Genomic DNA, 24,612 nt, shown 5'->3' with positions numbered 1-24,612 from the left:
TGCCCGGGGCGCTGCAAGGGGCCACGACGGCATGCCGATCCAATCCATCAACATCCGCGCCGCCACGGCCGTCGCCGCCGGGCTGCTGATCCTGCTGTTCGTGGCGGGCGGCGCCACGGGCTGGTGGGTGCTGCGCGATGGCGTGCGCCAGCGGGCGCTGGTGGACCACACCCACCAGGTGATCGAAACCGCCCAGGCCGCCGAGGCCAGCATGCTGGAAGCCATCGCCGAGCGGAACCAGGCGCTGACCGGCGGCGAGGCGCGGCAGGTGGCGGCCATGGATGCCGCCCTGGTGCGCGGCGACCAGGCGGCGGCCGACCTGGTGGCGCTGACCACCGACAACCCGACGCAGCAGCGCCGCGCCCAGGCGCTGCTGGCCGGCTTCCGCCAGCTGGACAACCGGCTGCGCGACAGTCTGGTGCGGCGCGAGCGCGTGCTGGCCCCCGACCTGCCGGGGCTGGTGCGCGAGGCGGGAACGCTGCGCCGCAGCCTTCTGGCGCTGACCGGCGACGTGACCGCCGCCGAGCGCCGCCTGCTGGACGAGCGGCTGCGCAGCGCCGACGAGGTGGCGGACCGGCTGTCGCTGCTGTTCGTGGTGCTGCTGGGCTGCGCCGTGCTGTCCAGCGGTCTGGGGCTGTGGGCGCTGTACCGCCACCTGCGCGGCTCCGCCGCCCGCTATGACGACCTCGCCCGCTCGCAGCGCGCGGCCGAGGCCGCCAATGCCGCGCTGGCGGAAAGCCAGGAGCGGTTGCAATCCATCCTGGACCACGCGCGCGACCCCATCCTGCTGGTGCGCGACGGCGGCCGGGTGGCGGTGTCCAACGCCGCCGCCGCGGAGCAGTTCGGCCTGCCCGCCGCCGACATGGTGGGCCGCCCCATTCTGGACTTCGTGCCGGCCTATGGCAGCCACGGCCGCGAGGTGCTGGCGCTGCGCGCCGACGGCAGCAGCTTTCCGGCCGAGATCTCCATCGGCCGCTACAGCGAGGCGGGGGGCGATGCCTCCGTCTGCGTGCTGCGCGACGTGACGGAGCGGCGGCGGCTGGAGCAGCTGAAAAGCGAGTTCGTGTCCACCGTCAGCCACGAGCTGCGCACGCCGCTGACCTCCATCCGCGCCTCGCTCGGCCTGGTGGTCGGCGGCGTGGCGGGCGAGGTGTCGGAGGACGTGCGCGAGCTGCTGGAGATCGCGCACAACAACAGCGAGCGGCTGGTGCTGCTGGTCAACGACATCCTGGACATGGAGAAGATCGAAAGCGGCCGCCTGGAGTTCCGCCGCGAGCGGCAGCCGGCCGCGCGGCTGCTGGAGCAGGCGGTGGAATCCAACCGCGCCTATGGGGCGCAGTTCGGCGTGGACTTCCGCCTGCTGCCGCGCGAAGGCGCGGCGGAGGCGGCCGTCTACGCCGATGCGGCCCGCATCCAGCAGGTACTGGCCAACCTGCTGTCCAACGCCGCCAAGTTCTCGCCCCCCGGCGGCACGGTGGAGGCCGGCGTGACGGTGGAAGCGGGCGACGTCGTGTTCCGGGTGCGCGACCACGGGCGCGGCATCCCGGCCGAGTTCCGCAACCGCATCTTCCAGCGCTTCGCCCAGGCCGACAGTTCCGACGTGCGGCAGAAGGGCGGCACCGGGCTGGGCCTGTCCATCAGCAAGGCGATCGTCGAGCACCATGGCGGCGCCATCGGCTTCGAGGACGCGCCGGGGGGCGGCACGCTGTTCTGGTTCAGCCTGCCGCGCCTGGCCGAGCGGGTGATCCGCCCCGCCCCCGCCGCCGGCCCCGCGGCCGACGGGCGCGAGCAGCCGCGCCGCCGCGCCCTGGTGGTGGAGGACGACGCCGACGTGGCGCTGCTGCTCGGCCGCATCCTGGGCCAGCATGGCTGGGACAGCGAGGTGGCGCGCGACGCCAGCGAGGCCTTTGAAAGCCTGGACCGCAGCCATTTCGACGCGCTGACCCTGGACCTGATGCTGCCGGACGAGGACGGGCTGTCGCTGTTCCGCCGCCTGCGCCAGCGGCCGGACGGGCGGGCGCTGCCGGTGATCGTGATTTCCGCCATCGCCGACCAGGGGCGGGTGCAGCTGAACGGCGACGCGGTGGGCGTGGTGGACTGGCTGGACAAGCCGATCGACCAGTCCCGCCTGCGCGACGCGCTGCGCCATGCGCTGCACAGCAGCGACGGCGGCGCGCGCATCCTGCACGTGGAGGACGACCACGACATCGTCCGCGTGGTGGCGGCCGTGATGGGCGACGAGGCGGAGATCGTGCCTGCCCGCAGCCTGGCCGACGCGCGCGCGATCCTGGCCGCCGACCCGCACTTCGCGCTGGTGATCGTCGATGTCGGGCTGCCGGACGGCAGCGGGCTCGACCTGCTGGGAGAGCTGCGCCACCTGCCCAAGCCGCCGCCGGTGCTGATCTTCTCGGCCAGCGACTACGACCCGGGCACGGCGCGCCATGTCGCCGCCTCGCTGGTCAAGAGCCGCACGGAGAACCGCGAGCTGCACAACACCATCCGCCACCTGATCGAGAGCCTGCCGCCGGCAACGGAGACACCGACCGCATGACCACCCCCCTCGCCCGCATCCTCTATGTCGAGGACGATGCCGACGTGCGCAAAGTCGCCACCTTCGCGCTCAAGATGGTGGGCAAGTTCACCGTGGAAGCCTGCGCCTCCGGCGAGGAAGCGCTGAGCAAGGCCGAGCTTTTCGCGCCGCAGCTGCTGCTGCTGGACGTGATGATGCCCGGCATGGACGGCCCGACCACCCTGGCGCGGCTGCGCCAGCTGGAAGCGACGGCCAGCACGCCGGCGGTGTTCATGACCGCCAAGGTGCAGCCGCACGAGGTGTCGCACTACCGCTCGCTCGGCAGCCTGGACGTGATTTCCAAGCCCTTCGACCCGATGACGCTGTCGGCCACCGTGCGCGGCATCTGGGAGCGGCGGGAGGATGCCTGACGGCATGGACACGACCGGCAGCCCCGAGGGCGAGATCCGCGACGCGCTGCGCCGCCTGCGGGCCGAGGGCGTGCAGCGCCTGGGCGAGCGGGTGGCGGAGGTGGTGGAAGGCTGGTCCCGCCTGGCCGCGTTGCCGGGCTGGGGCGCCGCCGCGCGGCAGGACGCGCGGGCGCTGGCCGCCAGCGCGCACCGGCTGGCCGGCGCCGGCGGCACCTTCGGCTTTCCCGGCATCTCGGCCGCCGCCGCGCCGCTGGAGGTGATGCTGCTGGGGCTGGCCGAGGCCGAGGCGCCCGGCGCCGACCGGCGCAGCCAGACCACGCGCTTCGTGGATGCCGTGCGCGACGCCTGGGCCGGCGGCCCCGAGGCGGGCGGCGGCGCCGAGCCGGACGCCGCGGCCACCGACACGGCCGAGGGGGCCGAGGGCATCTACCTGTTCGCGGTGCCGGAGGAGCAGGCGGAGCTGGCGGCCATCATCGGCAACCTCGGCTACCCGCTGCACCTGGCACGCGACGGCGACGCGCTGGAGGACCTGCCCCCCGGGCGCCTGACCGCCGCGGTGGTGGACGACGCCCTGCCCGATGCCGCGGCGATCTGCGCCGCCCTGGCCGGCCGCTGCCCGGTGATCCTGCTGGCGCAGGAAGGCGGCTTCGCGGCGCGGCTGGCGGCGGCGCGTGCCGGCGTGGCCGCCGTGGTGGCCAAGCCGCTGGCGGTGAACGAGCTGGCCGACTGGCTGGACCACTTCGCCGCGCGCGGCGACGAGGCGCGCTTTTCCATCCTGGTGGTGGATGACGACCCGCTGCTGGCCGAGGCCTATGCCCTGGCGCTGCGCCGTGCCGGCATGGTGGTGACGGTGGTGAGCGACCCATCCCGCGCCATGGAGGCGCTGTCCGCCGCCCACCCGGACCTGATCCTGATGGACGTGCAGATGCCGGAGGTGGACGGCATCGAGCTGGCGCGGGTGATCCGGCAAACGCGGCGGCACCTGTCCGTACCCATCGTGTTCCTGTCCGCCGAGCAGGACAGCGGCCGGCAGATCATGGCCCGCCGCCTGGGCGGCGACGACTTCATCCCCAAGCCCGTGGAGCTGGACCGGCTGGTGACGCTGGTGCGGCTGCGCGCCGAGCGCGCGCGGGCGCTGCGCGCGGTGATGGAAAGCGACAGCCTGACCGGCCTGCTGAACCACGCCCGCTTCAAGGAACGCCTGGCGCTGGAGCTGGAGCGCGCGGCGCGGGAAGGCAGCGTGCTGAGCCTCGGCATCATCGACCTCGACCACTTCAAGTCGGTCAACGACACGCACGGCCACTTGGTGGGGGACCGGGTGATCCGCGGCCTGGCGCGGGCGTTGCAGAAGCAGCTCCGCCGCACGGACGTGATCGGCCGCTACGGTGGCGAGGAATTCGCCGTGCTGCTGCCCAACACCCCGCCCGAGGCCGCCGCCACGCGGCTGGACCGCGTCCGCGAGCGCTTCGGCGAAACGCCCTTCGCGGGGGCGGAGGCGCCGTTCCGCGTGCATTTCAGCGCGGGCGTCGCCGGCAGCGGCGCGCATGCCGAGGCCGAGGCGCTGATCGCCGCGGCCGATGCCGGGCTCTACGCCGCCAAGCGGGCGGGGCGGAATCAGGTGCGCGGGCCGGGCTGAGCCGCGCGCCGCGCCAAGAAACCTCTCGACATCCGGGCCGGGCGGGCGAATCTCCCCCGTGACAGGAGGAGCCTTCCCATGCCGATCGACGAGAGCCTGCCCTTCGTGCCGGTCAACATCGCCGTGCTGACCGTGTCCGACACGCGCGACCTGTCCACGGACAAGTCCGGCCAGCTGCTGGCCGACCGCATCGCGGCGGCCGGCCACAACGTGCAGTCCCGCCGCATCGTGCGCGACGAGGCGGATGCGATCGAGGCGGTGCTGCGCCGCTGGGTGGCGGACCCGGCGGTGGACGTGGGCATCACCACCGGCGGCACCGGCATCACCGGCCGCGACGTGACGCCCGAGGCCTTTGCCCGCGTGCTGGACAAGGAGATCGGCGGCTTTGGCGAGCTGTTCCGCATGCTGAGCTACGCCAAGATCGGCACCAGCACCATGCAGTCGCGCGCGCTGGGCGGGGTCGCGGGCGGCACCTATCTGTTCGCCCTGCCCGGCTCCTCCGGCGCGGTGCGGGACGCGTGGGACGACATCCTGCGCTTTCAGCTCGACGCCCGGCACAAGCCCTGCAACCTGGTGGAGCTGATGCCGCGGCTGCAGGAACACCTGAAGGCGGCGGGCTGAGCGCCGTGGCGGCCTCGCTGCTCGCCTTTGTGCTGGCCGCCGGGCTGCTGACCGTGACGCCGGGGGTGGACACCGCGCTGGTGCTGCGCGCCGCCACGGTGGAAGGCACCCGCCGCGCGGCGCTGGCGGCGCTGGGCATCGGCCTCGGCTGCCTGGTGTGGGGGGCGGCGGTGGCGGTGGGGCTGGCGGCGCTGCTGAACTCGGCGCCGCTGGCCTATGCGCTGCTGAGCTGGGCGGGCGCGGCTTATCTGTGCTGGCTCGGGCTGCGCATGCTGCTGCGGCCGCGCAGCAGCATGCAGCACGGCGCGGAGGCCGCCGCGGCCAGCGGCCGCGCCTGGTTTCTGCGCGGTCTGCTGGGCAACCTGCTGAACCCCAAGATCGGCGTGTTCTACGTGTCCTTTCTGCCGCAGTTCGTGCCGGCGGGCATGGCGCCGGGCGCCTGGACCTTCGGGCTGGCCTGCCTGCACGTGCTGATGGGGCTGCTGTGGTGCGCGCTGCTGATCGGCGCCACCCGGCCGCTGGGCCGCGTCCTGCGCCGGCCGGCGGTGGTGCGGTGGCTGGACCGGCTGACAGGCGGCGTGTTCATCGGCTTCGGGGTGAAGCTGGCGCTCAGCCGGTGACGCGGGCCTCGCGCCTGGGTTGTTAACCAATCGTTCTATTGATGTTCTTGACTCTGTCAGCTCCGATCGGACAGGGTGAGGCCGAACGAAGGGGGAACGCCAGCATGCCGGAAGGTAGCATCCACGATGCCTCGGCCCTGCTGCACGGCGCCCGGCGCGGGCGCGGCGCCACCACCAACCCCGCCATCCGCTTCGACCGCCACAGCACCGTGGCCTTCGACGACGGCTGGGACAGCTGGGAAGAGGAACAGGCGGACCTGCCGCCGCTGGCCACCACGCTGATCAAGGACAGCAGCCGCACGGCGCTGGCGCGCAACAACTCCCCGGACCTCGGCTTCGACCGCTCCATCAACCCGTACCGGGGCTGCGAGCATGGCTGCGTGTATTGCTTCGCGCGGCCGACGCATGCCTATCTCGGCTTCTCGCCGGGGCTCGACTTCGAAACCAAGCTCCTGTTCAAGCCGCAGATCGCCGAGCTCCTGGAAGCGCAGCTGCGCAAGCCGGGCTACCAGCCCGCCACCATCGCGCTCGGCAGCAATACCGACCCCTACCAGCCGGTGGAACGCACGCTGAAGCTGACGCGCGCGGTGCTGGAGGTGCTGGACCGCTTCAACCACCCCGTCGCCGTGGTCACCAAATCGGCCAACGTGGTGCGCGACATCGACATCCTGGGGCGCATGGCGGAACGCGGGCTGGCGCGGGTGTGCCTGTCCGTCACCACGCTGGACCGCGGGCTGGCGCGCATCCTGGAACCCCGCGCGGCGACGCCGGAGCGGCGGCTGGACGCGGTGGAGAAGCTGGCCGCCGCCGGCATCCCCGTGGCGGTGCTGGCCGCGCCGATGATCCCGGCCGTCAACGACATGGAGCTGGAGCGCATCCTGGAACGCGGCGCCAGCCACGGCGCCACCCGCGCCGGCTACGTGCTGCTGCGCCTGCCGCTGGAGATCGGCGAGATCTTCGAGGCCTGGCTGCACACCCACATGCCCGAGCGCGCCGCCAAGGTGATGGCCCTGGTGCGCCAGACGCGCGGCGGCCAGACCTATGACAGCCGCTTCGGCCAGCGCCAGACCGGCAGCGGACCCTATGCCGAGATGCTGGCCCGCCGCTTCTCGGTGGCGGTGAAGCGGCTGGGGCTGGACCCCACCATGCAGGGGCACACCGGCGTCACCGGGCTGCGGACGGACCTGTTCAGCGTGCCGCACCGGCCGGGCGAGGCGACGCAGCTGGCGCTGTTCTGATGGGCGAGAAGGCCGGGGAAAGAATTCCCCGGACCCCTTCTTCTCTTTCTGGCTGTTTTTCCGAGGCGGCCGTGGTGGCGGTGCGCTGCGGCCGCAGTAGTGATCTTAAAAATACCAGCTCAGGCCAGCAGACTTATCGCTCCACCTGTCACGTCCACTCCCGAAATCAGATCAAAAAGAAGATGGGGGTTCGGGGGAATTCTTTCCCCCGACCTTTTCCCGCAACCCTCGCCACCGCCGCAGTTCCCGCCGCGCATCCTCCAGCGCGCGGTGCGCGGGTGGCTCGTCCGGCAGCAGTGCCTCCGCCTGTTCCGGCGGCAGGCCGGCGGCCAGCAGCACCGCGCGGTGCGCCTCCTCCGTGTCGCGCAGGCGGAGCGCGTGTCGCGGCAGGCCGGCGGCGCGCAGCAGGGCGCTGAGCCACTTGCCGTCCCAGGAGGGGGCCGAGGCGTAGAGGTCGTGCCCGGTTAGCGCCTCGACCATGCGGCGGGCGACAACGTCGTGCGGCGTGCCATCGCGCAGCAGGGTGTGGCGGGTGATGCCGTGGATGGCTTCGGCCTCGGCGCTCCAATCCACCCAGTCCGGGGCGGGGCGGATCAGGTGGCCCTCGCCGCTGCCGTCCTCGGCTGCCCAGCCGACTTCGATGGGATAGCCGCGCTTGGCCAGGCTGCTGGCCTCGAAGTCGAGAAAGACGATCACAAGGCTCGCCAGCCGATGTCGCGGCGGCAAAAGCCTTCCGGCCAGCGGATGGCATCCACCGCCTGATAGGCCGCGTCACGCGCCGCCTGCAGCGTGGCGCCGGTGCCGGCCACGCCCAGCACCCGGCCACCGGTGGACACCAGCGCGCCGTCTTCTGCCCGCGTCGTGCCGGCGTGGAACACCTGCGCGCCGGGGATGCGGGCGGCATCCTCCAGCCCCTCGATCGCGGTGTTCTTCGCGTAGGCGCCGGGGTAGCCGCGGGCGGCCATGACCACCACCATCGCAGCCTCGTCCGACCAGCGGAGCGAGAAGCGGTCCAGCTCGCCGTCGCAGGCGGCGAGCAGCGCGGTCAGCAGGTCGGATTGCAGGCGCAGCATCAGCACCTGGCATTCCGGGTCGCCGAAACGCACGTTGAACTCGATCAGCTTCGGCCCCTGCTCCGTCAGCATCAGGCCCACGAACAGCACGCCGCGGAAGGGCGTGCCGCGCCGGGCCATCTCGGCGAGAGAGGGGCGCACGATGCGCTCCATCACCTCCGCCTCCAGCGCCGGGGTGAAGGCGGGCGGCGGGGAATAGGCGCCCATGCCGCCGGTGTTGGGGCCGGTGTCGCCATCACCCACGCGCTTGTGGTCCTGGGCGGCGGCCATGGGCAGGGCGGTGGTGCCGTCGCACAGCGCGAAAAAGGAGACCTCCTGCCCCATCAGGCATTCTTCCAGCAGGATGGAGGCGCCGGCCTCGCCATGCACGCGGCTTTCCATGATGTCGGTGATGGCGGCCTCGGCCTCCTCCACCGTCATGGCGACCACCACGCCCTTGCCGGCGGCGAGGCCATCGGCCTTGACCACGATGGGGGCACCCTTGTCCCGCAGGTAGGCGCGGGCGGCACCGGGGTCGGTGAACTGCGCCCATTCGGCGCCGGGCACGCCGGCGGCGGTGGTCACCTCGCGGGTGAAGACCTTGCTGCCTTCCAGTTGCGCGGCGGCGGCGGAAGGACCGAAGCAGCGCAGGCCGGCGGCGGCGCAGGCATCGGCCAGCCCCAGCGTGAGCGGCGCTTCCGGACCGACCACCACGAGGTCCACGGCCTTGTCGCGCGCGAAGGCGACCAGGGCGGCCACGTCCTCGGCGCCGATGGCCACGCATTCGGCCAGCTCGGCGATGCCCGCGTTGCCGGGGGCGCACCAGAGCTTGGTCAGCATGGGGGACGCGGACAGCGCCCAGGCCAGCGCGTGCTCGCGCCCGCCGCCGCCCACCAGAAGCACCTTCATCGCGCCAATCCCCGCCGCTGCTGAAACTGGCGGCGGGCTAGCATGGCGGGGGCGTGGCGTCACCCTTTCGGACGGGATGCAGGCGCCGCGCCCGGGCCGGCCACCGCACCGCCCCGATAGCCAGAAACGCCCGCCCGGCGCATGATGGGCGGCGATGGACACCGACACCCCCGCCCGCACCAATGCCCCCGAATTCACCGTGTCCGAGATCAGCGGCGCCATCAAGCGCACGCTGGAAGGCGAGTTCGGCCGCGTGCGCGTGCGCGGCGAGATCACGGAGCTGAAGGCCTATCCCTCCGGCCACATCTACCTGGCGCTGAAGGACGAGGGCGCGAAGATCCGCGCCATCATCTGGCGCTTCGCGGTGCCCAAGCTGAGCCTGAAGCCGGAGAACGGGGTGGAGGTCATCGCCACCGGCAAGGTCTCGGCCTATGGCGAGCGGTCGGACTACCAGCTCATCATCGACCGCCTGGAATATGCCGGCGAGGGCGCCCTGCTGGCGCGCATCGAGGCGCTGCGCAAGAAGCTGGGCGCCGAGGGGCTGTTCGACGAGGCGCGCAAGAAGCCCCTGCCCCGGCTGCCGCGCGTGATCGGCGTCGTGTCCTCCGAAAAGGGCGCGGTGATCCAGGACATCCGCACCACCATCGCCCGGCGCTTCCCGAGCCACATCCTGCTGTGGCCGGTGCCGGTGCAGGGCCAGGGCGCGGCGGAGCAGATCGCCGCCGCCATCCATGGCTTTTCCCGCCTGCCGGCCGGCATGCCGCGCCCAGACGTGCTGATCGTGGCGCGCGGCGGCGGCAGCCTGGAGGACCTGATGGCCTTCAACGACGAGGCCGTCATCCGCGCCGTGGCCGCCTGCCCCATCCCGGTCATCTCGGCCGTGGGGCACGAAACGGACACCACCCTGGTCGACTTCGCCTCCGACCGCCGCGCGCCCACCCCCACCGCCGCCGCCGAGCTGGCGGTGCCGGCGCGGGCGGAGCTGCTGGCGGCGCTGGCGCAGCGCTCCGCCCGGCTGCTGCAATCGGGCCAGGCGGCGCTGAACCACGCGCGCCTGCGCCTGAGCCGCACCGAGGCGCGGATGCCAGACCTGCCGGGCATCGTCGGCGCCGCGCGGCAACGGCTGGACGACCGGGCGGAGCGGCTGGTGCTGGCCCCCGCCGCGCTGCTCGCCCGCAAGCGCGCGGCGCTGGACGCGCTGGCCCCCCGCCTGCCCCACCCGCGCGAAACCCTGGCCGGGCACCGCCACGCCGTGGCCCAGGCCGCGACGCGCGCCACCGCCGCCCTGCAGCGCCTGACCGACCAGAGCCACGCGCGCCTCGCCCGCGTGCCGGACCCGGCCAATGCGCTGCGCCGCATGGTGGACCAGCGGCACGCGGCACTGGCGCGCATTCCGGATGCCGGGCAGGCGCTGCGGCGCGTGCTGGAGCAGCAGCAGGCCCGGCTGCACCGCCTGCCGGACCCCGGCACCCGCGTGGCGGCCTCGCTGCGCGAGGCACGGCTGACGCTGTCCGGCCTCGCCGCGCGGCTGGAGGGCGCGTCCTACCAGGGCGTGCTGGCGCGCGGCTTCGCGCTGGTGCGCCTGGAGGACGGGCCGCCCGTCACCGCCGCCGGCGAGGTTCCGGCCGGTGCGCGCCTCGCCATCACGCTGCGGGACGGCACGTTGCACGCCACCGCCGACGGCAGCGCACCGCAAAAGCGCCCCCGCCCCGCCCCCAAGCCCGAACAGGGATCGCTCCTATGATCATTTCCCGTCGCGCCGCCGCCACCCTGCTGCTGGCCGCCGCCGGCTGCGCCCGCCAGCCCGCCGCTGAGGCGCAGCCCGCCGCCGCCACGGCCACGCCGCGCGGCCTGAGCATCGGGCCGGAGGGGCTGAGCCAGGGCGGGTTGGCGCTGGGACAGGCGGCCCCCGGCAGCCGCGTGACGCTGGATGGCCGGGCGGTGCGCGTGGCGCCGGACGGGCGCTTCATCGTCGGCTTCGCGCGGGACGCGGGGCCGGTGGCGCGGCTGGCCGTCAGCGGCCCCGGCGGCAGCGAAACGCGCGAGCTGGCCATCGCCAAGCGGGACTGGGACATCCAGCGGCTGAACGGGCTGCCGCCGGCCATGGTCTCGCCCAACGCGCAGCAGCTGGCGCGCATCCAGGCGGAGCAGAAGCGCATCAACGCCGCCCGCGCCGATGACAGCGAGATGCCGTTCTTCGCCGAGCCCTTCGCCTGGCCGGCGCGCGGCCGCATCAGCGGCGTCTACGGCAGCCAGCGCATCCTGAACGGGGAGCCGCGCGCGGCGCATCTGGGGCTGGACATCGCCACCCCCACCGGCACGCCCTGCAGCAGCATGGGCGGCGGGCGGGTGGCCCTGGCGGCCGACCTCTACTTCACCGGCAACACCGTGATCATCCAGCATGGCCACGGTCTGACCAGCCTCTACGCCCACCTGTCGGCCATCGAGGTGGCGGAGGGTGCCGGCGTGCGCCAGGGCCAGCGAATCGGCCTGACCGGTGCCACGGGGCGCGTGACGGGGCCGCACCTGCACCTCGGCGTCAGCTGGTTCAGCACGGCGGTGGACCCGAGGCCGCTGCTGCCCGCCGCATGAGCTGGATCTGCACGGCCTGCGGCACCGCCTACGCCGCGGCCGGGGCGCCGCCCACCGGCTGCCCCGTGTGCGAGGACGAGCGGCAATACGTGCCCGCCGCCGGGCAAAGCTGGACCACCCCCGCCAAGCTGGCCGCCGGGCACCGCAACGCCTGGCAGCAGGCGGCGCCCGGGCTGCTGACCCTCCAGACCGTGCCGGCCTTCGCCATCAACCAGCGCGCCTTTCTGCTGCGCACGCCCGCCGGCAACATCCTGTGGGACTGCATCGCCCTGCTGGACGAGGCCACCCTGGCGCTGGTGCGGGGGCTGGGCGGGCTGCACGGCATCGCCATCAGCCACCCGCACTACTACACCACCATGCAGGACTGGGCGGCGGCCTTCGGCTGCCCGGTCCACCTGCACGCGGCCGACCGCGACTGGGTGATGCAGCCTTCCCCCGCGCTGCGCTTCTGGGAGGGCGACAGGCTGGAGGCGCTGCCGGGCGTTGTCCTGCACCGCATCGGCGGGCATTTCCCTGGCGGCAGCGTGCTGCACTGGGGCGACACGCTGCTGACCGGCGACATCGTGCAGGTGGCGCCGGGCGGGCGGCGGGTGTCCTTCATGTGGAGCTACCCCAACATGATGCCGCTGCCGGCCGGGGAGATCCGCGCCGTCGCCGCGCGGCTGGCGCCGCTGCAATACCGCCGCATCCTGGGCGCCTTCCAGGGGCAGGAGGTGGCGGAGGACGCGCCGGGCGTGGTGGCGCGATCGGCCGCGCGCTACGTGGAGCTGCTGGGCTGATAACGAAAAAGGGCCGGGGGAATGGCTTCCCCCGGCCCTTTTTCGTCGCGGCGGCGCTGATCAGCGCTCGCCGAGTTCCTCGCGCACCTTGCGAACCTGGTCCACCGTCACGGCCGGTGCGGCATTGCCCCAGCTGTTGCGGATGTAGGTGGACACGTCGGCCACCTGCTGGTCCGTCATGCGCCAGTGGAAGGCGGGCATGGCGGGGGCGGTGACGGCGGTGGGGGTGGCCACCGACTGCGCGCCGTCCAGGATCACGCGGATCACCGTGGTCGGGTTGGTTTGCTGCACCACCTGGCTGTTGGCGAGGCGCGGGAACATGCCGGCCACGCCCTCGCCATTGCCGACATGGCAGGCGGAGCAGCTGTCCTGGAACACGGCGGCACCCGTGGTCATGTGCGCGTCGCCGGCGGCCAGCGCGGCGGGCGCCGGGTCGCCGGCGGCGCCGCGCTCGCGCAGGTAGACCGCGATGGCCTTGAGGTCGGCATCCGTCATGGCGCTGGTGGAATAGGCCACCACCTCGGCCATCGGACCGCTGGCGGCGGTGCGGGCGTTGCGGCCGGTGCGCAGGTATTCCACCATCTCGGCATCCGACCAGTCGCCGATGCCCTGGCGCTTGTCGGCCGTGATGTTGGGCGCGAACCAGCCCTGCAGCTCGCCGCCCTGCAGGTGGGCGCCGGACTTGTCGCCACCGATCAGGTTGCGCGGCGTGTGGCACAGCCCGCAATGGCCCGGGCCTTCCACCAGATAGGCGCCGCGGTTGAACTCGGCCGACTTGGCCGGGTCGGGCTGGAACACGCCGGGGGTGAAGTTCAGCATGTTCCAGCCGGCCATCAGCAGGCGGATGTTGAACGGAAACGGCAGCGTGTCCCGGTCCACCGCGTTGCGCACCGGCTCCAGCGTGCGGAGATAGGCGTAGACGGCGTCCACATCCTCGCGCGGCATCTTGGTGAAGGCGGTGTAGGGGAAGGCCGGGTACAGCCGCTCGCCATGCGCGCCGATGCCCTCGTGCATGGCCCGCCAGAACTGGTTGGAGGTCCAGCGGCCGATGCCGGTCTCGTCGTCCGGCGTCAGGTTGGGCACGGCGATGGCGCCGAAGGGCGTTTCCAGCCGGTGCCCGCCGGCCATGGACTTGCCGTCCGCGCCGATGTGGCAGGCCATGCAGTCGCCGGCGGTGGCCAGGTAGCGGCCGCGCTCCACTTCCGTGAAGTTGTCCGGGTCGGCCTTGGCGCCATGGCCGCCCAGCAGGCCGGCCGTCAGCAGCGCGGCGGCCAGGAGATGCGCGCGCATCACGCCTGCACCAGCGGCTGGCCGGGGTTCTTCAGGTACTGGTTCTTGATGGCGTCCAGCGCCCAATAAGCCAGCGCGCCCACCGTGCCGGTCGGGTTGTAGCCGGCGTTCTGCGGGAACAGGCTGGCGCCGGCGACAAACAGGTTGGGCACGTCCCAGTGCTGGGTGTAGCGATTGACCACGCCGTCCACGGGGGTGCTGCTCATCACGGTGCCGCCGGTGTTGTGGGTGGTCTGGTAGGGCACGACGTCCCACAGCGCGCCCTTGTTGCCCTTGACCATCTGCTTGGGGCCCATGGCGCGCATCACCTCGGCGGTGCGGTCGGCGATGTAGGCCGCCATCTTCACCTCGTTCGGCTTGTACTGGAACGTCATGCGCATCAGCGGGCGGCCCAGGCGGTCCGTGTAGGTCGGGTCCAGGTCCAGGTAGTTGTCGCGGTAGGAATAGCAGCTGCCCTGGCTGCCGACGCTGGTGGTGTGGCCATAGGTCTCGGCCGTCGCCTTCTTCCACTGCGCGCCCCAGCGGGGCGTGCCGGGCGGCGTCGGGCGGTTGCTGATGGGCCGGCCGTTGGTGGTGGTGCAGTTCAGGTTGGCGCCGCCGATGAAGCCCAGCCCCGAATGGTCGAACACGTCGCCGTTGTAGTCGTCGGCCATCATGCCGAGCGAGCCGGCACCCGCGAAGGGGTTGAAGTTCACGTCCTTGTCAAAGTAGCCCACGGTGCCGACGTTGGTCTGGTAGGCGTAGTTGCGGCCCAGCGTCCCCTCGCCCGTCGCCGGGTCGTATTGCTTGCCGATGCCCGACACCATCAGCAGCCGCACGTTGAACAGCTGGTAGGCGCACAGCAGCACCAGATCGGCCGGCTGCTCCCACTCACGGCCGTCGGAGTCCACGTAGGTCACGCCGGTGGCGGTCTTGCCGTCGGCGCTCATGTTGACCTTGGTGACCTCGCACAGCGTGCGGGCCTCGAAGTTCGTTTGGCGCATCAGCGCCGGCAGCACGCAGGTCTGCGGCGTGGACTTGGAATAGTTGGCGCAGCCGAACCATTCGCAGAAGCCGCAATAGGTGCAGGGCGCGAGCCGCACGCCATAAGGGTTGGTATAGGCTTCCGAGATGTTGCCCGAGGGCAGCGGGAACGGATGCAGCCCGAGGTCGGTCGCCGCCTTCTGGAACATGTTCTGCGCCAGGTTCATGCGCAGCGGCTTGGTCGGGTACTCGTCCGAGCGCCAGCCCTCGAAGGGGTTGCCGCCGGCCTGGATGGCGCCCTTGATGTTGCCGGCCTTGCCGGAGATGCCGCAGACCTTCTCGAAGAAGTCGTAATGCGGCTCCAGCTCGTCATAGGAGACGGGCCAGTCCTGGATGGTGGAATCCTGCGGGATGGCGGCGGCGCCGTAGCGGCCGGTCAGGTGGCTGCGCAGGTTGAAGTCGGTCGGCAGAAAGCGCCAGGTGTGGCCGTTCCAGTGCACGCCCGCGCCGCCCACGCCGTTGCCCGGCAGGTAGGAGCCGTACTTGCGGATCGGCAGCGCTTCCTGGTCGCGCGTGTTGCGGGCGGTCTGCGTTTCCTGCGCCGGGCGCAGGAAAATGTCCTGGCGGATGGCGTAGCGCAGCTCGTCCGGCGCCGTGGCCAGGTTGTAGTCGGCCGCCGTGTCGCGCCAGGGGCCACGCTCGATCGCCACCACGTCCAGGCCGGCCTTGGACAGCTCGTAGGCCATGATGGAGCCGGTCCAGCCGAGACCGACGATCACCACGTCCTTTTTGGGCAACTTGCTCATGCGGGCCTCCCGTTCCACTCGGGCCGGCCCATCATGGCCACCGGCGGCTTGGTGTAGCGTTGGCCGGGCTTGTCCAGCACATCGCGGAAATCGTATCGGACGCCGGGGAAGTTGAGCATGCGCCAACCCACCATGTTCTTGTTGCCGCCATAGATCGGGTCGGCGAAGTAGCCTTCCATGGTGTTCTGCAGCAGCAGGGCGAAGAAGCCCTTGGTGTCCTGACGCGGCGCCACCAGGCCGGGCAGGCTGACCTCGCCCTTTTCCATGGCGATCAGCAGCTTGTCCTGGTCGGGGCCGGCCAACTGCTCGAAGGTCTTGCCGCCCATGGTGTCGCGGCAGTGCTGCGCCAGCGCGGCGAGGCCGGCGCGGTACTGCTCGCGCGGCGTCAACGGCGACTGGATGCCCTGGAAGGGCAGCGGCTTGGCCGAGAACGGGCCCTTCATGTACAGCCACTCGTAGCTGCCATAGGGCCCGGCCAGCTGGCGGTCGATAAAGGTGGTGCAGCCCGCCTCCTTGCCGCCGGCGCCCAGCTCGTCGGCCGGGATCAGCCGATCGACGATGGCGTCCAGCGTCGCCGCCTCGGCCGGCGACAGGAACAGCCAGCCGCCGGGGCGGAAGGCGTCAGTGGGCGGGTAGGCCTCGCCCGGCCGCATGGGCGGGCGGTTGGTATAGGTCCGCGCGACGGCATCGCCGGCGGAAAGGCCGATCAACGCTGTCGCGGCCAGCAACTGGCGTCGGGTGGTCACAGGCATCACCGTTCCTTGCAGGCAGGGCAGGACCGGTCCAGCGACACGTCGTGTTCAAGCAAAGGCACGGGGCGCGCCGCCGGGCAGGGCAGCCAGAGAAGTCTGCCCCAGCTATGCGCGCGATGCGTGTACTCGGCAATACGGCGCCACGCCCGCCAAGGGGTTCTCCCCAGGAAAGTGAGAAGCGTGGCGCCAATCTTACCGAGATTTCATCTGGCGCAGTGGATTCACACCCGCAGCAGATGCACCTCCACCGTCGGGCGCTTGCGCAGGCGGCGGCCGACGGCCTTGCGCAGCGCGGCGCGGGCCGCTTCGCGCAGGCTGTCATCCTCGCGCCGCAGGTTGGCCGGCAGGTCCGTGACGCTGCGGGCCAGTTCGGCGGCGATCTGCCCCGGCTCCTGGTCCGTCATCTCAAACAACCCGGGGGCCGAGACCTGCGGCGTGCCCATCACGCGGCCCGACTGGTCCACCGCCAGGGAAGCGACGACGATGCCGTTGAACAGCATCTTGCGCCGCGCGCCCATGACGCCGCCGTCCAGCGGCACCAGCCGCTCGCCGTCGATCACCATGCGGCCGGTCGGCACGCCTTCCACCACCTCGGGCTTCTCGTTGCCGGACACGGGGCCGATGCGCAGCACGTCGCCGTCCTCGACCAGGATCGGCGTGCTGCCCATCTCGCGCGCCAGGGAAGCGTGCTCCTGCAGGTGGCGCCATTCGCCATGCACCGGCACAGCGAAGCGCGGCTTGACCAGGGAATACAGCTTCTTCAGCTCATCGCGGCAGGCGTGGCCGGTGACGTGGACCATGTGGTCCTCGGCCGTCATCACCTTGCAGCCGCCGCGGGTCAGCTCGTCCTGCATGCGCAGCACGGCCTTCTCGTTGCCCGGGATCATGCGCGAGGAGAAGATCACGGTGTCGCCGGTGCCGAGCGAGATGCGCGGGTGCACGTCGGCCGCGATCTTGCTCATCGCCGAGCGCTGCTCGCCCTGGCTGCCGGTGCAGATGATCAGCAACTCGTGGTCGGGCAGGTCGTCCGCCTCGTCCTCGCTGATAAAGGGGCCGACGTTGCGCAGGTAGCCGCATTCGCGCGCCGAGGCCTCGGCATTGCGCAGGCTGCGGCCGAACAGCGCGACCTTGCGGCCCACCTGCTTGGCGGCGAGCGCGATGGATTCAACGCGCGCCACGTTGGTGGCGAAGCAGGTGATGGCGACGCGGCCACGCAGCGGGCGCAGGATCGGCACCAGGTTGCGGCGCACCTCCGCCTCGCTGCCCGAATGGCCTTCCACCATGGCATTGGTGCTGTCGCACACCATGGCCAGCACGCCTTCCTCGCCCAGCTTGGCGAAGGCCTCCAGGTCCGCCGGCTCGCCGATCAGCGGGTCGGGGTCAAACTTCCAGTCGCCGGTGTGCAGCACGGTGCCGTAGCGGGTGCGGATGGCGATGGACTGCGACTCCGGCACCGAATGGGTGACGCGGATGAAGCTGAGGTCGAAGGGCCCGACGGTGAAGCTGCCGCCCAGCGGGATGGTGTGCAGCGGCACCTGGTGCAGGAGGTTCGCCTCGCCCAGCTTGCGGCGCAGCACGGACGCGGCGAAGGGCCCGGCATAGACCGGGCAGCGCAGCTGCGGCCAGAGATGCGCGACCGCGCCGATATGGTCCTCATGCGCGTGGGTGATGACGATGCCCAGCAGCTTGTCGCGGCGCTGCGCCAGCCAGGCGGGGTCGGGGGTCATCACCTCGGCCTCGGGGTTGTCGTTGCCCCCGAAGCCGATGCCGCAGTCGATGGCCAGGAACTGCCCGTCGCAGCGGTAGGCATTCAGGTTCATGCCGATTTCCCCCGCCCCGCCGAGCGGGATGAAGGCCAGGTCGCCAGTGATCGTGTTCATGTATTCTCACAGTCAGCGTTGATAGTCGTCGATCTCAAGGAGACCCCCGGGCGGGCGCGCAACGCTGTGGCGCGGCATCCGGCCGGGTGTCTCAATCTGTTTCGGCCCGCAGTTCCGGCAGGCTCGTTTTATGGAAAATGGGGACGGGATTGCGATCCGCCAACAGGCGTAGCCCTTCCAGCGTGATATCGGGGTCGGTGAATTCCATCACCGGCGTGCCCTCCGCCAGCAACGGGGCCAGCCCGCCGGTGCCGATGACCTTGAGCGGCGCACCGTACTCGGCCCGCAGCCGCGTGACGATGCCCTCCACCAGCCCCACATAGCCCCAGAAGATGCCGGACTGCATGGCCGGCACGGTGGAACGCCCGATCACCGACTGCGGCCGGCCGATGCCGATGCGCGGCAGCCGCGCCGCCGCCCGGTGCAGCGCCTCGATCGAAAGTTGCAGGCCGGGGGCGATCACGCCGCCCAGGTAGGCGCCGTCGGCATCCACCATGTCGAAGGTGGTGGCGGTGCCGAAGTCGATCACCACCAGGGGGCCCCGGTAGTGGTGGTGCGCGGCGAGCGCGTTCAGCAGGCGGTCGGCCCCCACCTCCTCCGGGTTGTCCACGCGGATGTGGAAGCCCCAGTCGAGGTTGGAGCGGGCCACCAGCGGCTCGCAGGTGAACCATTCGCGGCACAGGCGGCGCAGGTTGTACAGCGCCGCCGGCACCACGGTGCCGATCACGCAGCGCTCGATCTCCACCGGGCGGATGCCGGAATGCGCCAGCAACGCCAGCAGCCACACGGCGTATTCGTCGCTGGTGCGGTCCGCGCGCGTCGCGATGCGCCAGCGGCCGCGCCATTCGGTGCCGTCATGGATGGCGAAGACGACGTTGGTGTTGCCGGCATCGACGGCGAGCAGCATGGCAGACCCCTCCCCTGGGGTTGTGTGCTAACCCGTTGACCGGGCGTATCGTTTCAACCGAGGACTTCGCCGCTCGCCACGGGCAAGAGCCCGGCGGGCGTGGCCAGCAGCAGCCGCCCTTCCGCGTCCAGCCCGGCGAAGCGGCCTTCGCGCGGGGTGCCGGCGTGGCGCAGGCGCAGCGGCGTGTCCAGCGCGGGGCCGCGCGCGGCCCAGGCCTGCCGCACCGCGTCCAGCCCTTGGGCGCGCCAATGGCTGATCGCTTCCAGCAACCGCCGCGCGACCTGCTCGGGCGCGGGCGCGTGGCCGGCGGCGGCGGCGATGCTGGTGGTGGGGCGGTCCGGCAACTCGGGCGCGACGGCCAGGTTGGCGCCGATGCCGAACACCAGCCATTCGATGTGCCCGGCCGCGTCCACCCCGCCCTGGCACAGGATGCCGGCGCATTTGGCGCCGTTCAGCAGCACGTCGTTGGGCCATTTCAGGCGCAGCGCCGCGGGGTCCGGCAGGAGCGGCGCCAGGGTGCCGGCCAGGGCCACGCCGGCCAGCAGGCTCCATTGCGGCAGCAGGCGCGCGGGGCCGCCCGGGCGCAGCAGCACGGACAGAAACAGGTTGCCGGCGGGCGAGGCCCAGGGCCGGCCCTGGGTGCCGCGGCCGGCGGATTGCCGGCGGGCCAGCACGGCGAGCCCCTCGGCTTCCCCGGCTTCGGCGGCGGCCAGCACGCTGTCCTGCGTGCTGGCCAGTTCAGCATGGATGGCGAGCCGCCACCCGGCCGGATCGCTCACCCCACCAGCGCCGCGACGGCGGCCTGGGCGGCGGCGAGGAACGGCGCCGGGAAGGCGAAAAAGAACACCGTGAACAGCCCGGTGCCTGCGAGCACCACGGACAGGCTGGCCGGGCGCGGGTCCAGCGCGCCGATGCCGGTGTCGAACCACATCACCTTGATGACGCGCAGATAGTAGTAGGCGGACACGGCCGAGGTCAGCACCGCCACCACGGCCAGCGTGGTGTAGCCGCCCTGGATGGCCGCGCCGATCACGAAGTACTTGCCGAAGAAGCCCGCCAGCGGCGGGATGCCGGCCATGGAGAACATGAACACCGTCATGGCCAGGGCCATGGCGGGGTCCGTGCGGCCAAGGCCCGCGAGGTCGTCCACGCCTTCCAGGGCACGGCCCTGGCGGCGCATGGACGCCAGCACCGCGAAGGCGCCGACATTGGTGAAGACGTAGATGGCCATGTAGACCAGCAGCGCCCGCACACCGAGCTCGGTGCCCACCGCCAGGCCGATCAGCGCGTAGCCGACATGGCCGATGGAGGAATAGGCCATTAGGCGCTTGATGTTCTTCTGCCCGATGGCGGCCAGCGCGCCGAGGATCATGGAACCCAGCGAGCACAGGATGATCACCTGCTGCCACTGCGCCGCGACATCCCCGAACGGCCCGGCCGCCACGCGCGTCAGCAGCCCGATGGCGGCGACCTTGGGGGCAGTGGCGAAAAAGGCGGTGACCGGGGTGGGCGCGCCTTCGTAGACATCGGGCGTCCACATGTGGAAGGGCACGGCGGAGACCTTGAAGGCCAGCGCCGCCAGCACGAAGACCAGGCCCACCACCAGGCCGAAGGGCGCGCCCTCGGTGGTGCCGACGGCATCGGCGATGCGGTCGAAGTTGGTGGAGCCGGCGAAGCCGTAGACCAGCGACGAGCCGTACAGCAGCAGGCCCGAGGCCAGCGCGCCCAGCACGAAGTACTTGAGCCCCGCTTCCGAGGAACGCGCGTTGTCGCGGTCAAAGGCCGCGACAACGTAGAGCGACAGGGACAGCAGCTCCAGCCCGATGTAGAGCGCCATCAGGTCGTTGGCCGAGAGCATGATCATCATGCCCACCGTGCTGAACAGCAGCAGCACGGGGTACTCGAACTTGGCGAGGCCTTCCTTGACGTTCCAGTCCAGCGCCAGCAGCACGCCCAGCGCGGCGCCGGCGATCACCAGCAGCTTGGTGAACTTGCTGAAGGCGTCGACCGCGTATTGCCCGGCATAGGCGGTGCCTTCCGGCTGCATCAGCACCAGCACGCCGGCCAGCAGCAGGGCGCCGAAGACGCCCATGTTGACGGCGTGGCTGGTGTCGCGCTTCGGGATCACGCCGGCGGCCAGGGCCAGCAGGCCGCACAGCGCCAGCACCAGCTCGGGCAGGACGAGGGTCCAGCTATCCATGGTCACATCCCCGCCATGCGCGGCAGGGCCATGGCGGCTTCATGCCGCTGCAGCAACGCCGAGACGCTGACTTCGAAGAAAGAGAAGAAGGAAGACGGGTAGAGGCCCATCCAGAGGGTCAGCAGGATCAGCGGCGCGAAGGTGACGTATTCGCGCGGGCTGAGGTCCAGCAGCGCGCGGATCTCGTCCTTGCTGATGCGGCTGAACAGCACGCGGCGGTACAGCCACAGCATGTAGGCGGCACCCAGCACCATGCCGGTAGCCCCCAGCAGCGCCACCCAGGGGTTGGCGCGCCAGGCGCCGACGATCACCAGCATCTCGCCCGGGAAGCCGGCGAGGCCCGGCAGGCCGATGGAAGCCATGGTGAACAGCATGAAGACGATGGCGTAGGACGGCATCACCTTGGCGACGCCGCCGTAGCGCGCGATCTCCCGCGAGTGCACCCGGTCGTAGACGACGCCGACGCACAGGAACAGCGCGCCGGACACGACGCCATGGCTCAGCATCTGGAAGATGGCGCCCGAGATGCCCTGGTGGTTCAGCGCGAAGATGCCCAGCGTCACGATGCCCATATGGGCGACGGAGGAATAGGCGATCAGCTTCTTCATGTCCTCCTGCGCCATCGCCACCAGCGAGGTGTAGATGATAGCGACGATGGACAGCGCGAAGATGAAGGGCGCGAACCACTCGGTGGCCTGCGGCAAGAGCGGCAGGCTGAAGCGCAGGAAGCCGTAGGCACCCATCTTCAGCAGGACGCCGGCCAGGATGACCGAGCCCGCCGTCGGCGCCTCGACGTGCGCGTCCGGCAGCCAGGTGTGCACCGGCCACATCGGCACCTTCACGGCGAAGGAAGCGAAGAAGGCCAGGAACAGCCAGACCTGCAGGCTGGGCGCGATCTGCAGCCGCATCAGCGCCGGGATGGAGGTGGTGCCCGCCATGTACCACAGCGTCAGGATGGCCAGCAGCATCAGCAGTGAGCCGAGCAGCGTGTAGAGGAACAGCTTGTAGGCGGCGTAGACCCGCCGCGCGCCGCCCCACACCCCGATGATCAGGAACATCGGGATCAGCACGCCTTCAAAGAAGATGTAGAACATCAGGATGTCCAGCGAGCTGAACATGCCGACCATCATCGCTTCCAGCACCAGGAAGGCGATCATGTATTCGCGCACCCGCGTCTGCACCGCTTCCCAGGAGGCGAGGATGCAGATGGGCGTCAGCAGCGTGGCCAGCAGCACGAACAGCACGGAAATGCCGTCCACGCCCATGTGGTATTCCAGGCCGAAGTCCGGCATCCAGGCCAACTGCTCGACGAACTGGTAGTCGGCCGTCGACTTGTCGAAGGCGAACCACAGGATCAGCGATAGGCCGAAGACGATCAGGCTGGTCCACAGCGCCGTCCAGCGGGCGTTGGCGGCGACCACCGCCTCCTCCCCCCGGATGAACAGCAGGACGCCCGCGCCCACCAGCGGCAGGAAGGTGAGCAGCGAAAGGAGGGGGAAACCCGCGGCGTTCATCGGCCGATCCCGAACAGGAAGATGCTCACGAAGAGGACGAGGCCCACGATCATGGTGAAGGCGTAGTTGGCCACGCGCCCGGTCTGGAAGCGGGTGACGCGGCCGGCGGCGCTGGCCGTCAGCGCCGCGGCGCCGTTCGGCATGCCGTCGATCACCTTGGCGTCGCCCACCTTCCACAGCCACATCGCGGCGCGGCGCGCCGGGCGGACGAACAGAAAGTCGTACAGCTCGTCGAAGTACCACTTGTTGAGCAGGAAGCGGTACACGCCCGGGAAGGCCGCGGCCAGGCGGGCCGGGATGGCCGGCGCGAACATGTAGAACACGTAGCCGATGGCGATGCCGATCAGGCCGATCACGGTCGGCGCCAGCGCCACCCACTCCGGCACCTCATGCGCGTCGTGCATAATGTGGTTGCCCGGCTGGTTGACGATGGAGCCGTTCCAGAACTCCAGCCAGTCGTGGCCGGTGAAGTAGGGCGCGAAGACGGCGCCGGCGAACAGGGCGCCAGCGGCCAGCACCAGCAGCGGCAGGGTCATGACCGCCGGGCTCTCGTGCACATGCTCCATCGTGTGATGGTCGGCGCGCGGGGTGCCGTGGAAGGTCATGATGATCAGGCGCCAGGAGTAGAAGGCGGTCAGCAGTGCCGCGATCATGCCCATGATCCAGGCGTAGCTGGCGGTCCAGCCATGGCCGGCCCAGGCGGCTTCCAGCACGAAGTCCTTGGAATAGTAGCCGGCGAAGAAGGGCATGCCGGCCAGGGCCAGCGAGCCGATCCAGAACATCGCGTAGGTCAGCGGAATCTTCTTCCAGATGCCGCCCATCTTGCGGATGTCCTGCTCGTCCGACATCGCGTGGATCACGGAGCCGGCGGACAGGAACAGCAGCGCCTTGAAGAAGGCATGGGTGAACAGATGAAAGATGGCGCCCTGGTAGGCGCCGACGCCCAGCGCGAAGAACATGTAGCCGAGCTGCGAGCAGGTCGAATAAGCGATCACGCGCTTGATGTCGTTCTGCACGCAGCCGATCGTCGCCGCGAAGAAGGCCGTGGTGGCGCCGATGAAGGTGATGAAGCCCAGCACGTGCGGCGCGTATTCCACGACCGGCGACATGCGCGCCATCAGGAACACGCCGGCGGTGACCAGCGTCGCCGCGTGGATGAGCGCGGATACCGGGGTGGGGCCTTCCATCGCGTCCGGCAGCCAGGTGTGCAGGCCGATCTGCGCCGACTTGCCCATGGCGCCCAGGAACAGCAGCAGGGCGATCACCTCCAGCGCCGGATAGCCGCCGATGGTGCGCGCCTGCGCGGCCGCGACACCCTGGAAGATGCCATCGAACTCGATGGTGCCGAAGGTCCAGAAGGTCAGCGCGATGCCGAGCATGAAGAAGACGTCGCCCACGCGGTTGACGATGAAGGCCTTCATCGCCGCGCGGTTGGCGCTTTCCTTCTCATACCAGTAGCCGATCAGCAGGTAGCTCGCGAGGCCGATGCCTTCCCAGCCAAAGAACAGCTGGGCGAGGTTGTCGGCCGTCACCAGCATCAGCATCATGAAGGTGAAGAGCGACAGGTAGGAGAAGAAGCGCGGCGTCGTCGGGTCATGCGACATGTAGCCGACGGAATAGACGTGGATCATGGTCGAGATCAGCGTGACCATGCCGATCATCACGGCCGACAGCGTGTCGTAGCGCAGCGACCAGTTGAACTGCAGCCCGCCCACGTTGATCCAGGTGCCGAGGTCGATGGTCGTCGGCGCGTGGCCGAGCGCGACGTTGGCGAAGTTGGCCAGGCCGCAGACCGCGGCCAGCGCCATGAAGAACACCGTGGTCCACTGCGCCGCCTTGTCGCCGATCAGCCGGCCGAACAGGCCAGCGATGATGGCGCCGATGGCGGGAAAGAAGATGGCACCGAGATACAT

The 24,612-nt window shown here is 71.1% G+C and carries 20 protein-coding genes; 9 read left to right on the top strand and 11 right to left on the bottom strand.

What is annotated here, in order from left to right:
* The first annotated feature begins 31 nt into the window (after positions 1 to 31).
* From IAI59_RS08925 to IAI59_RS08900, 6 genes are all read left to right on the top strand, one after another.
* Entirely contained in the window at positions 32 to 2,551 is a 2,520-nt protein-coding gene (locus IAI59_RS08925) for an ATP-binding protein (RefSeq protein ID WP_207416193.1), read from the top strand.
* Positions 2,548 to 2,940: a response regulator gene (locus IAI59_RS08920; RefSeq protein WP_207416192.1), complete on the top strand. Its 393-nt coding sequence runs from the start codon at positions 2,548 to 2,550 to the stop codon at positions 2,938 to 2,940. The genes IAI59_RS08925 and IAI59_RS08920 overlap by 4 nt, the downstream gene beginning before the upstream one ends.
* 4 nt (positions 2,941 to 2,944) lie before the next feature.
* A complete protein-coding gene (locus IAI59_RS08915; protein WP_207416191.1) occupies positions 2,945 to 4,576 on the top strand; it encodes a diguanylate cyclase in 1,632 nt (543 codons plus the stop codon).
* 78 nt (positions 4,577 to 4,654) lie between these two features.
* On the top strand, positions 4,655 to 5,197 hold the full coding sequence (gene moaB, locus IAI59_RS08910; RefSeq protein ID WP_207416190.1) for a molybdenum cofactor biosynthesis protein B: 543 nt from the start codon (positions 4,655 to 4,657) through the stop codon (positions 5,195 to 5,197).
* 5 nt (positions 5,198 to 5,202) lie between these two features.
* Positions 5,203 to 5,817, top strand: coding sequence for a LysE family translocator (locus IAI59_RS08905; protein ID WP_237181096.1), 615 nt, complete (start codon positions 5,203 to 5,205; stop codon positions 5,815 to 5,817).
* 104 nt (positions 5,818 to 5,921) lie between these two features.
* A complete protein-coding gene (locus IAI59_RS08900; protein WP_207416189.1) occupies positions 5,922 to 7,055 on the top strand; it encodes a PA0069 family radical SAM protein in 1,134 nt (377 codons plus the stop codon).
* A 171-nt stretch (positions 7,056 to 7,226) separates the two neighbouring features.
* Here IAI59_RS08900 and IAI59_RS08895 read toward each other — a convergent pair whose 3' ends face one another.
* Entirely contained in the window at positions 7,227 to 7,751 is a 525-nt protein-coding gene (locus IAI59_RS08895) for a 3'-5' exonuclease (protein WP_207416188.1), read from the bottom strand.
* Entirely contained in the window at positions 7,748 to 9,016 is a 1,269-nt protein-coding gene (gene purD, locus IAI59_RS08890; protein ID WP_207416187.1) for a phosphoribosylamine--glycine ligase, read from the bottom strand. Before purD ends, IAI59_RS08895 begins: the two co-directional genes overlap by 4 nt.
* Positions 9,017 to 9,170: 154 nt before the next feature.
* On the opposite strand from purD, the gene xseA reads away from it, so the two are divergent.
* From xseA to IAI59_RS08875, 3 genes are read left to right on the top strand one after another with little or no spacing between them, the layout of a single operon-like run.
* Positions 9,171 to 10,760, top strand: coding sequence for an exodeoxyribonuclease VII large subunit (gene xseA / locus IAI59_RS08885; RefSeq protein ID WP_207416186.1), 1,590 nt, complete (start codon positions 9,171 to 9,173; stop codon positions 10,758 to 10,760).
* Entirely contained in the window at positions 10,757 to 11,608 is an 852-nt protein-coding gene (locus IAI59_RS08880; protein WP_207416185.1) for a M23 family metallopeptidase, read from the top strand. Before xseA ends, IAI59_RS08880 begins: the two co-directional genes overlap by 4 nt.
* Complete coding sequence (locus IAI59_RS08875) at positions 11,605 to 12,387, top strand: MBL fold metallo-hydrolase (RefSeq protein ID WP_207416184.1); 783 nt, start codon at positions 11,605 to 11,607, stop codon at positions 12,385 to 12,387. Before IAI59_RS08880 ends, IAI59_RS08875 begins: the two co-directional genes overlap by 4 nt.
* 60 nt (positions 12,388 to 12,447) lie before the next feature.
* Here IAI59_RS08875 and IAI59_RS08870 read toward each other — a convergent pair whose 3' ends face one another.
* From IAI59_RS08870 to nuoL, 9 genes are all read right to left on the bottom strand, one after another.
* A complete protein-coding gene (locus IAI59_RS08870) occupies positions 12,448 to 13,677 on the bottom strand; it encodes a cytochrome c (protein WP_207416183.1) in 1,230 nt (409 codons plus the stop codon).
* Positions 13,677 to 15,446, bottom strand: a complete 1,770-nt coding sequence (locus tag IAI59_RS08865) for a GMC family oxidoreductase (RefSeq protein ID WP_207416182.1) — start codon at positions 15,444 to 15,446, stop codon at positions 13,677 to 13,679. The genes IAI59_RS08870 and IAI59_RS08865 overlap by 1 nt, the downstream gene beginning before the upstream one ends.
* Entirely contained in the window at positions 15,443 to 16,198 is a 756-nt protein-coding gene (locus IAI59_RS08860; protein WP_207416181.1) for a gluconate 2-dehydrogenase subunit 3 family protein, read from the bottom strand. Before IAI59_RS08860 ends, IAI59_RS08865 begins: the two co-directional genes overlap by 4 nt.
* A 221-nt stretch (positions 16,199 to 16,419) precedes the next feature.
* Positions 16,420 to 18,078 carry a ribonuclease J gene (locus IAI59_RS08855; RefSeq protein WP_207416180.1) on the bottom strand — a complete coding sequence of 553 codons (1,659 nt, stop codon included), beginning with the start codon at positions 18,076 to 18,078 and terminating at the stop codon, positions 16,420 to 16,422.
* A 91-nt stretch (positions 18,079 to 18,169) separates the two neighbouring features.
* Positions 18,170 to 18,985 carry a type III pantothenate kinase gene (locus IAI59_RS08850; protein ID WP_207416179.1) on the bottom strand — a complete coding sequence of 272 codons (816 nt, stop codon included), beginning with the start codon at positions 18,983 to 18,985 and terminating at the stop codon, positions 18,170 to 18,172.
* Between the two features lie 53 nt (positions 18,986 to 19,038).
* Positions 19,039 to 19,764 (bottom strand): biotin--[acetyl-CoA-carboxylase] ligase, encoded by a 726-nt coding sequence (locus IAI59_RS08845; protein WP_207416178.1) that lies wholly within the window; start codon positions 19,762 to 19,764, stop codon positions 19,039 to 19,041.
* Complete coding sequence (gene nuoN, locus IAI59_RS08840) at positions 19,761 to 21,185, bottom strand: NADH-quinone oxidoreductase subunit NuoN (protein WP_207416177.1); 1,425 nt, start codon at positions 21,183 to 21,185, stop codon at positions 19,761 to 19,763. The genes IAI59_RS08845 and nuoN overlap by 4 nt, the downstream gene beginning before the upstream one ends.
* Positions 21,186 to 21,187: 2 nt before the next feature.
* Positions 21,188 to 22,699, bottom strand: a complete 1,512-nt coding sequence (locus IAI59_RS08835; RefSeq protein ID WP_207416176.1) for an NADH-quinone oxidoreductase subunit M — start codon at positions 22,697 to 22,699, stop codon at positions 21,188 to 21,190.
* Complete coding sequence (gene nuoL / locus IAI59_RS08830; protein ID WP_207416175.1) at positions 22,696 to 24,612, bottom strand: NADH-quinone oxidoreductase subunit L; 1,917 nt, start codon at positions 24,610 to 24,612, stop codon at positions 22,696 to 22,698. Before nuoL ends, IAI59_RS08835 begins: the two co-directional genes overlap by 4 nt.

The organism is Roseomonas haemaphysalidis, from assembly GCF_017355405.1.
GTDB lineage: Bacteria > Pseudomonadota > Alphaproteobacteria > Acetobacterales > Acetobacteraceae > Pseudoroseomonas > Pseudoroseomonas haemaphysalidis.
This window is presented reverse-complemented; position numbering and strand designations above follow the sequence as displayed.

What these genes read in the sequence shown, in the direction of transcription:
- IAI59_RS08925 (WP_207416193.1), top strand. Translation starts at nt 32, where the DNA reads ATGCCGATCCAATCCATCAACATCCGCGCCGCCACGGCCGTCGCCGCC.
- IAI59_RS08920 (WP_207416192.1), top strand. Translation starts at nt 2,548, where the DNA reads ATGACCACCCCCCTCGCCCGCATCCTCTATGTCGAGGACGATGCCGAC.
- IAI59_RS08915 (WP_207416191.1), top strand. Translation starts at nt 2,945, where the DNA reads ATGGACACGACCGGCAGCCCCGAGGGCGAGATCCGCGACGCGCTGCGC.
- moaB (WP_207416190.1), top strand. Translation starts at nt 4,655, where the DNA reads ATGCCGATCGACGAGAGCCTGCCCTTCGTGCCGGTCAACATCGCCGTG.
- IAI59_RS08900 (WP_207416189.1), top strand. Translation starts at nt 5,922, where the DNA reads ATGCCGGAAGGTAGCATCCACGATGCCTCGGCCCTGCTGCACGGCGCC.
- purD (WP_207416187.1), bottom strand. Translation starts at nt 9,016, where the DNA reads ATGAAGGTGCTTCTGGTGGGCGGCGGCGGGCGCGAGCACGCGCTGGCC.
- xseA (WP_207416186.1), top strand. Translation starts at nt 9,171, where the DNA reads ATGGACACCGACACCCCCGCCCGCACCAATGCCCCCGAATTCACCGTG.
- IAI59_RS08880 (WP_207416185.1), top strand. Translation starts at nt 10,757, where the DNA reads ATGATCATTTCCCGTCGCGCCGCCGCCACCCTGCTGCTGGCCGCCGCC.
- IAI59_RS08875 (WP_207416184.1), top strand. Translation starts at nt 11,605, where the DNA reads ATGAGCTGGATCTGCACGGCCTGCGGCACCGCCTACGCCGCGGCCGGG.
- IAI59_RS08870 (WP_207416183.1), bottom strand. Translation starts at nt 13,677, where the DNA reads ATGCGCGCGCATCTCCTGGCCGCCGCGCTGCTGACGGCCGGCCTGCTG.
- IAI59_RS08865 (WP_207416182.1), bottom strand. Translation starts at nt 15,446, where the DNA reads ATGAGCAAGTTGCCCAAAAAGGACGTGGTGATCGTCGGTCTCGGCTGG.
- IAI59_RS08860 (WP_207416181.1), bottom strand. Translation starts at nt 16,198, where the DNA reads ATGCCTGTGACCACCCGACGCCAGTTGCTGGCCGCGACAGCGTTGATC.
- IAI59_RS08855 (WP_207416180.1), bottom strand. Translation starts at nt 18,078, where the DNA reads ATGAACACGATCACTGGCGACCTGGCCTTCATCCCGCTCGGCGGGGCG.
- IAI59_RS08850 (WP_207416179.1), bottom strand. Translation starts at nt 18,985, where the DNA reads ATGCTGCTCGCCGTCGATGCCGGCAACACCAACGTCGTCTTCGCCATC.
- nuoN (WP_207416177.1), bottom strand. Translation starts at nt 21,185, where the DNA reads ATGGATAGCTGGACCCTCGTCCTGCCCGAGCTGGTGCTGGCGCTGTGC.
- IAI59_RS08835 (WP_207416176.1), bottom strand. Translation starts at nt 22,699, where the DNA reads ATGAACGCCGCGGGTTTCCCCCTCCTTTCGCTGCTCACCTTCCTGCCG.
- nuoL (WP_207416175.1), bottom strand. Translation starts at nt 24,612, where the DNA reads ATGTATCTCGGTGCCATCTTCTTTCCCGCCATCGGCGCCATCATCGCT.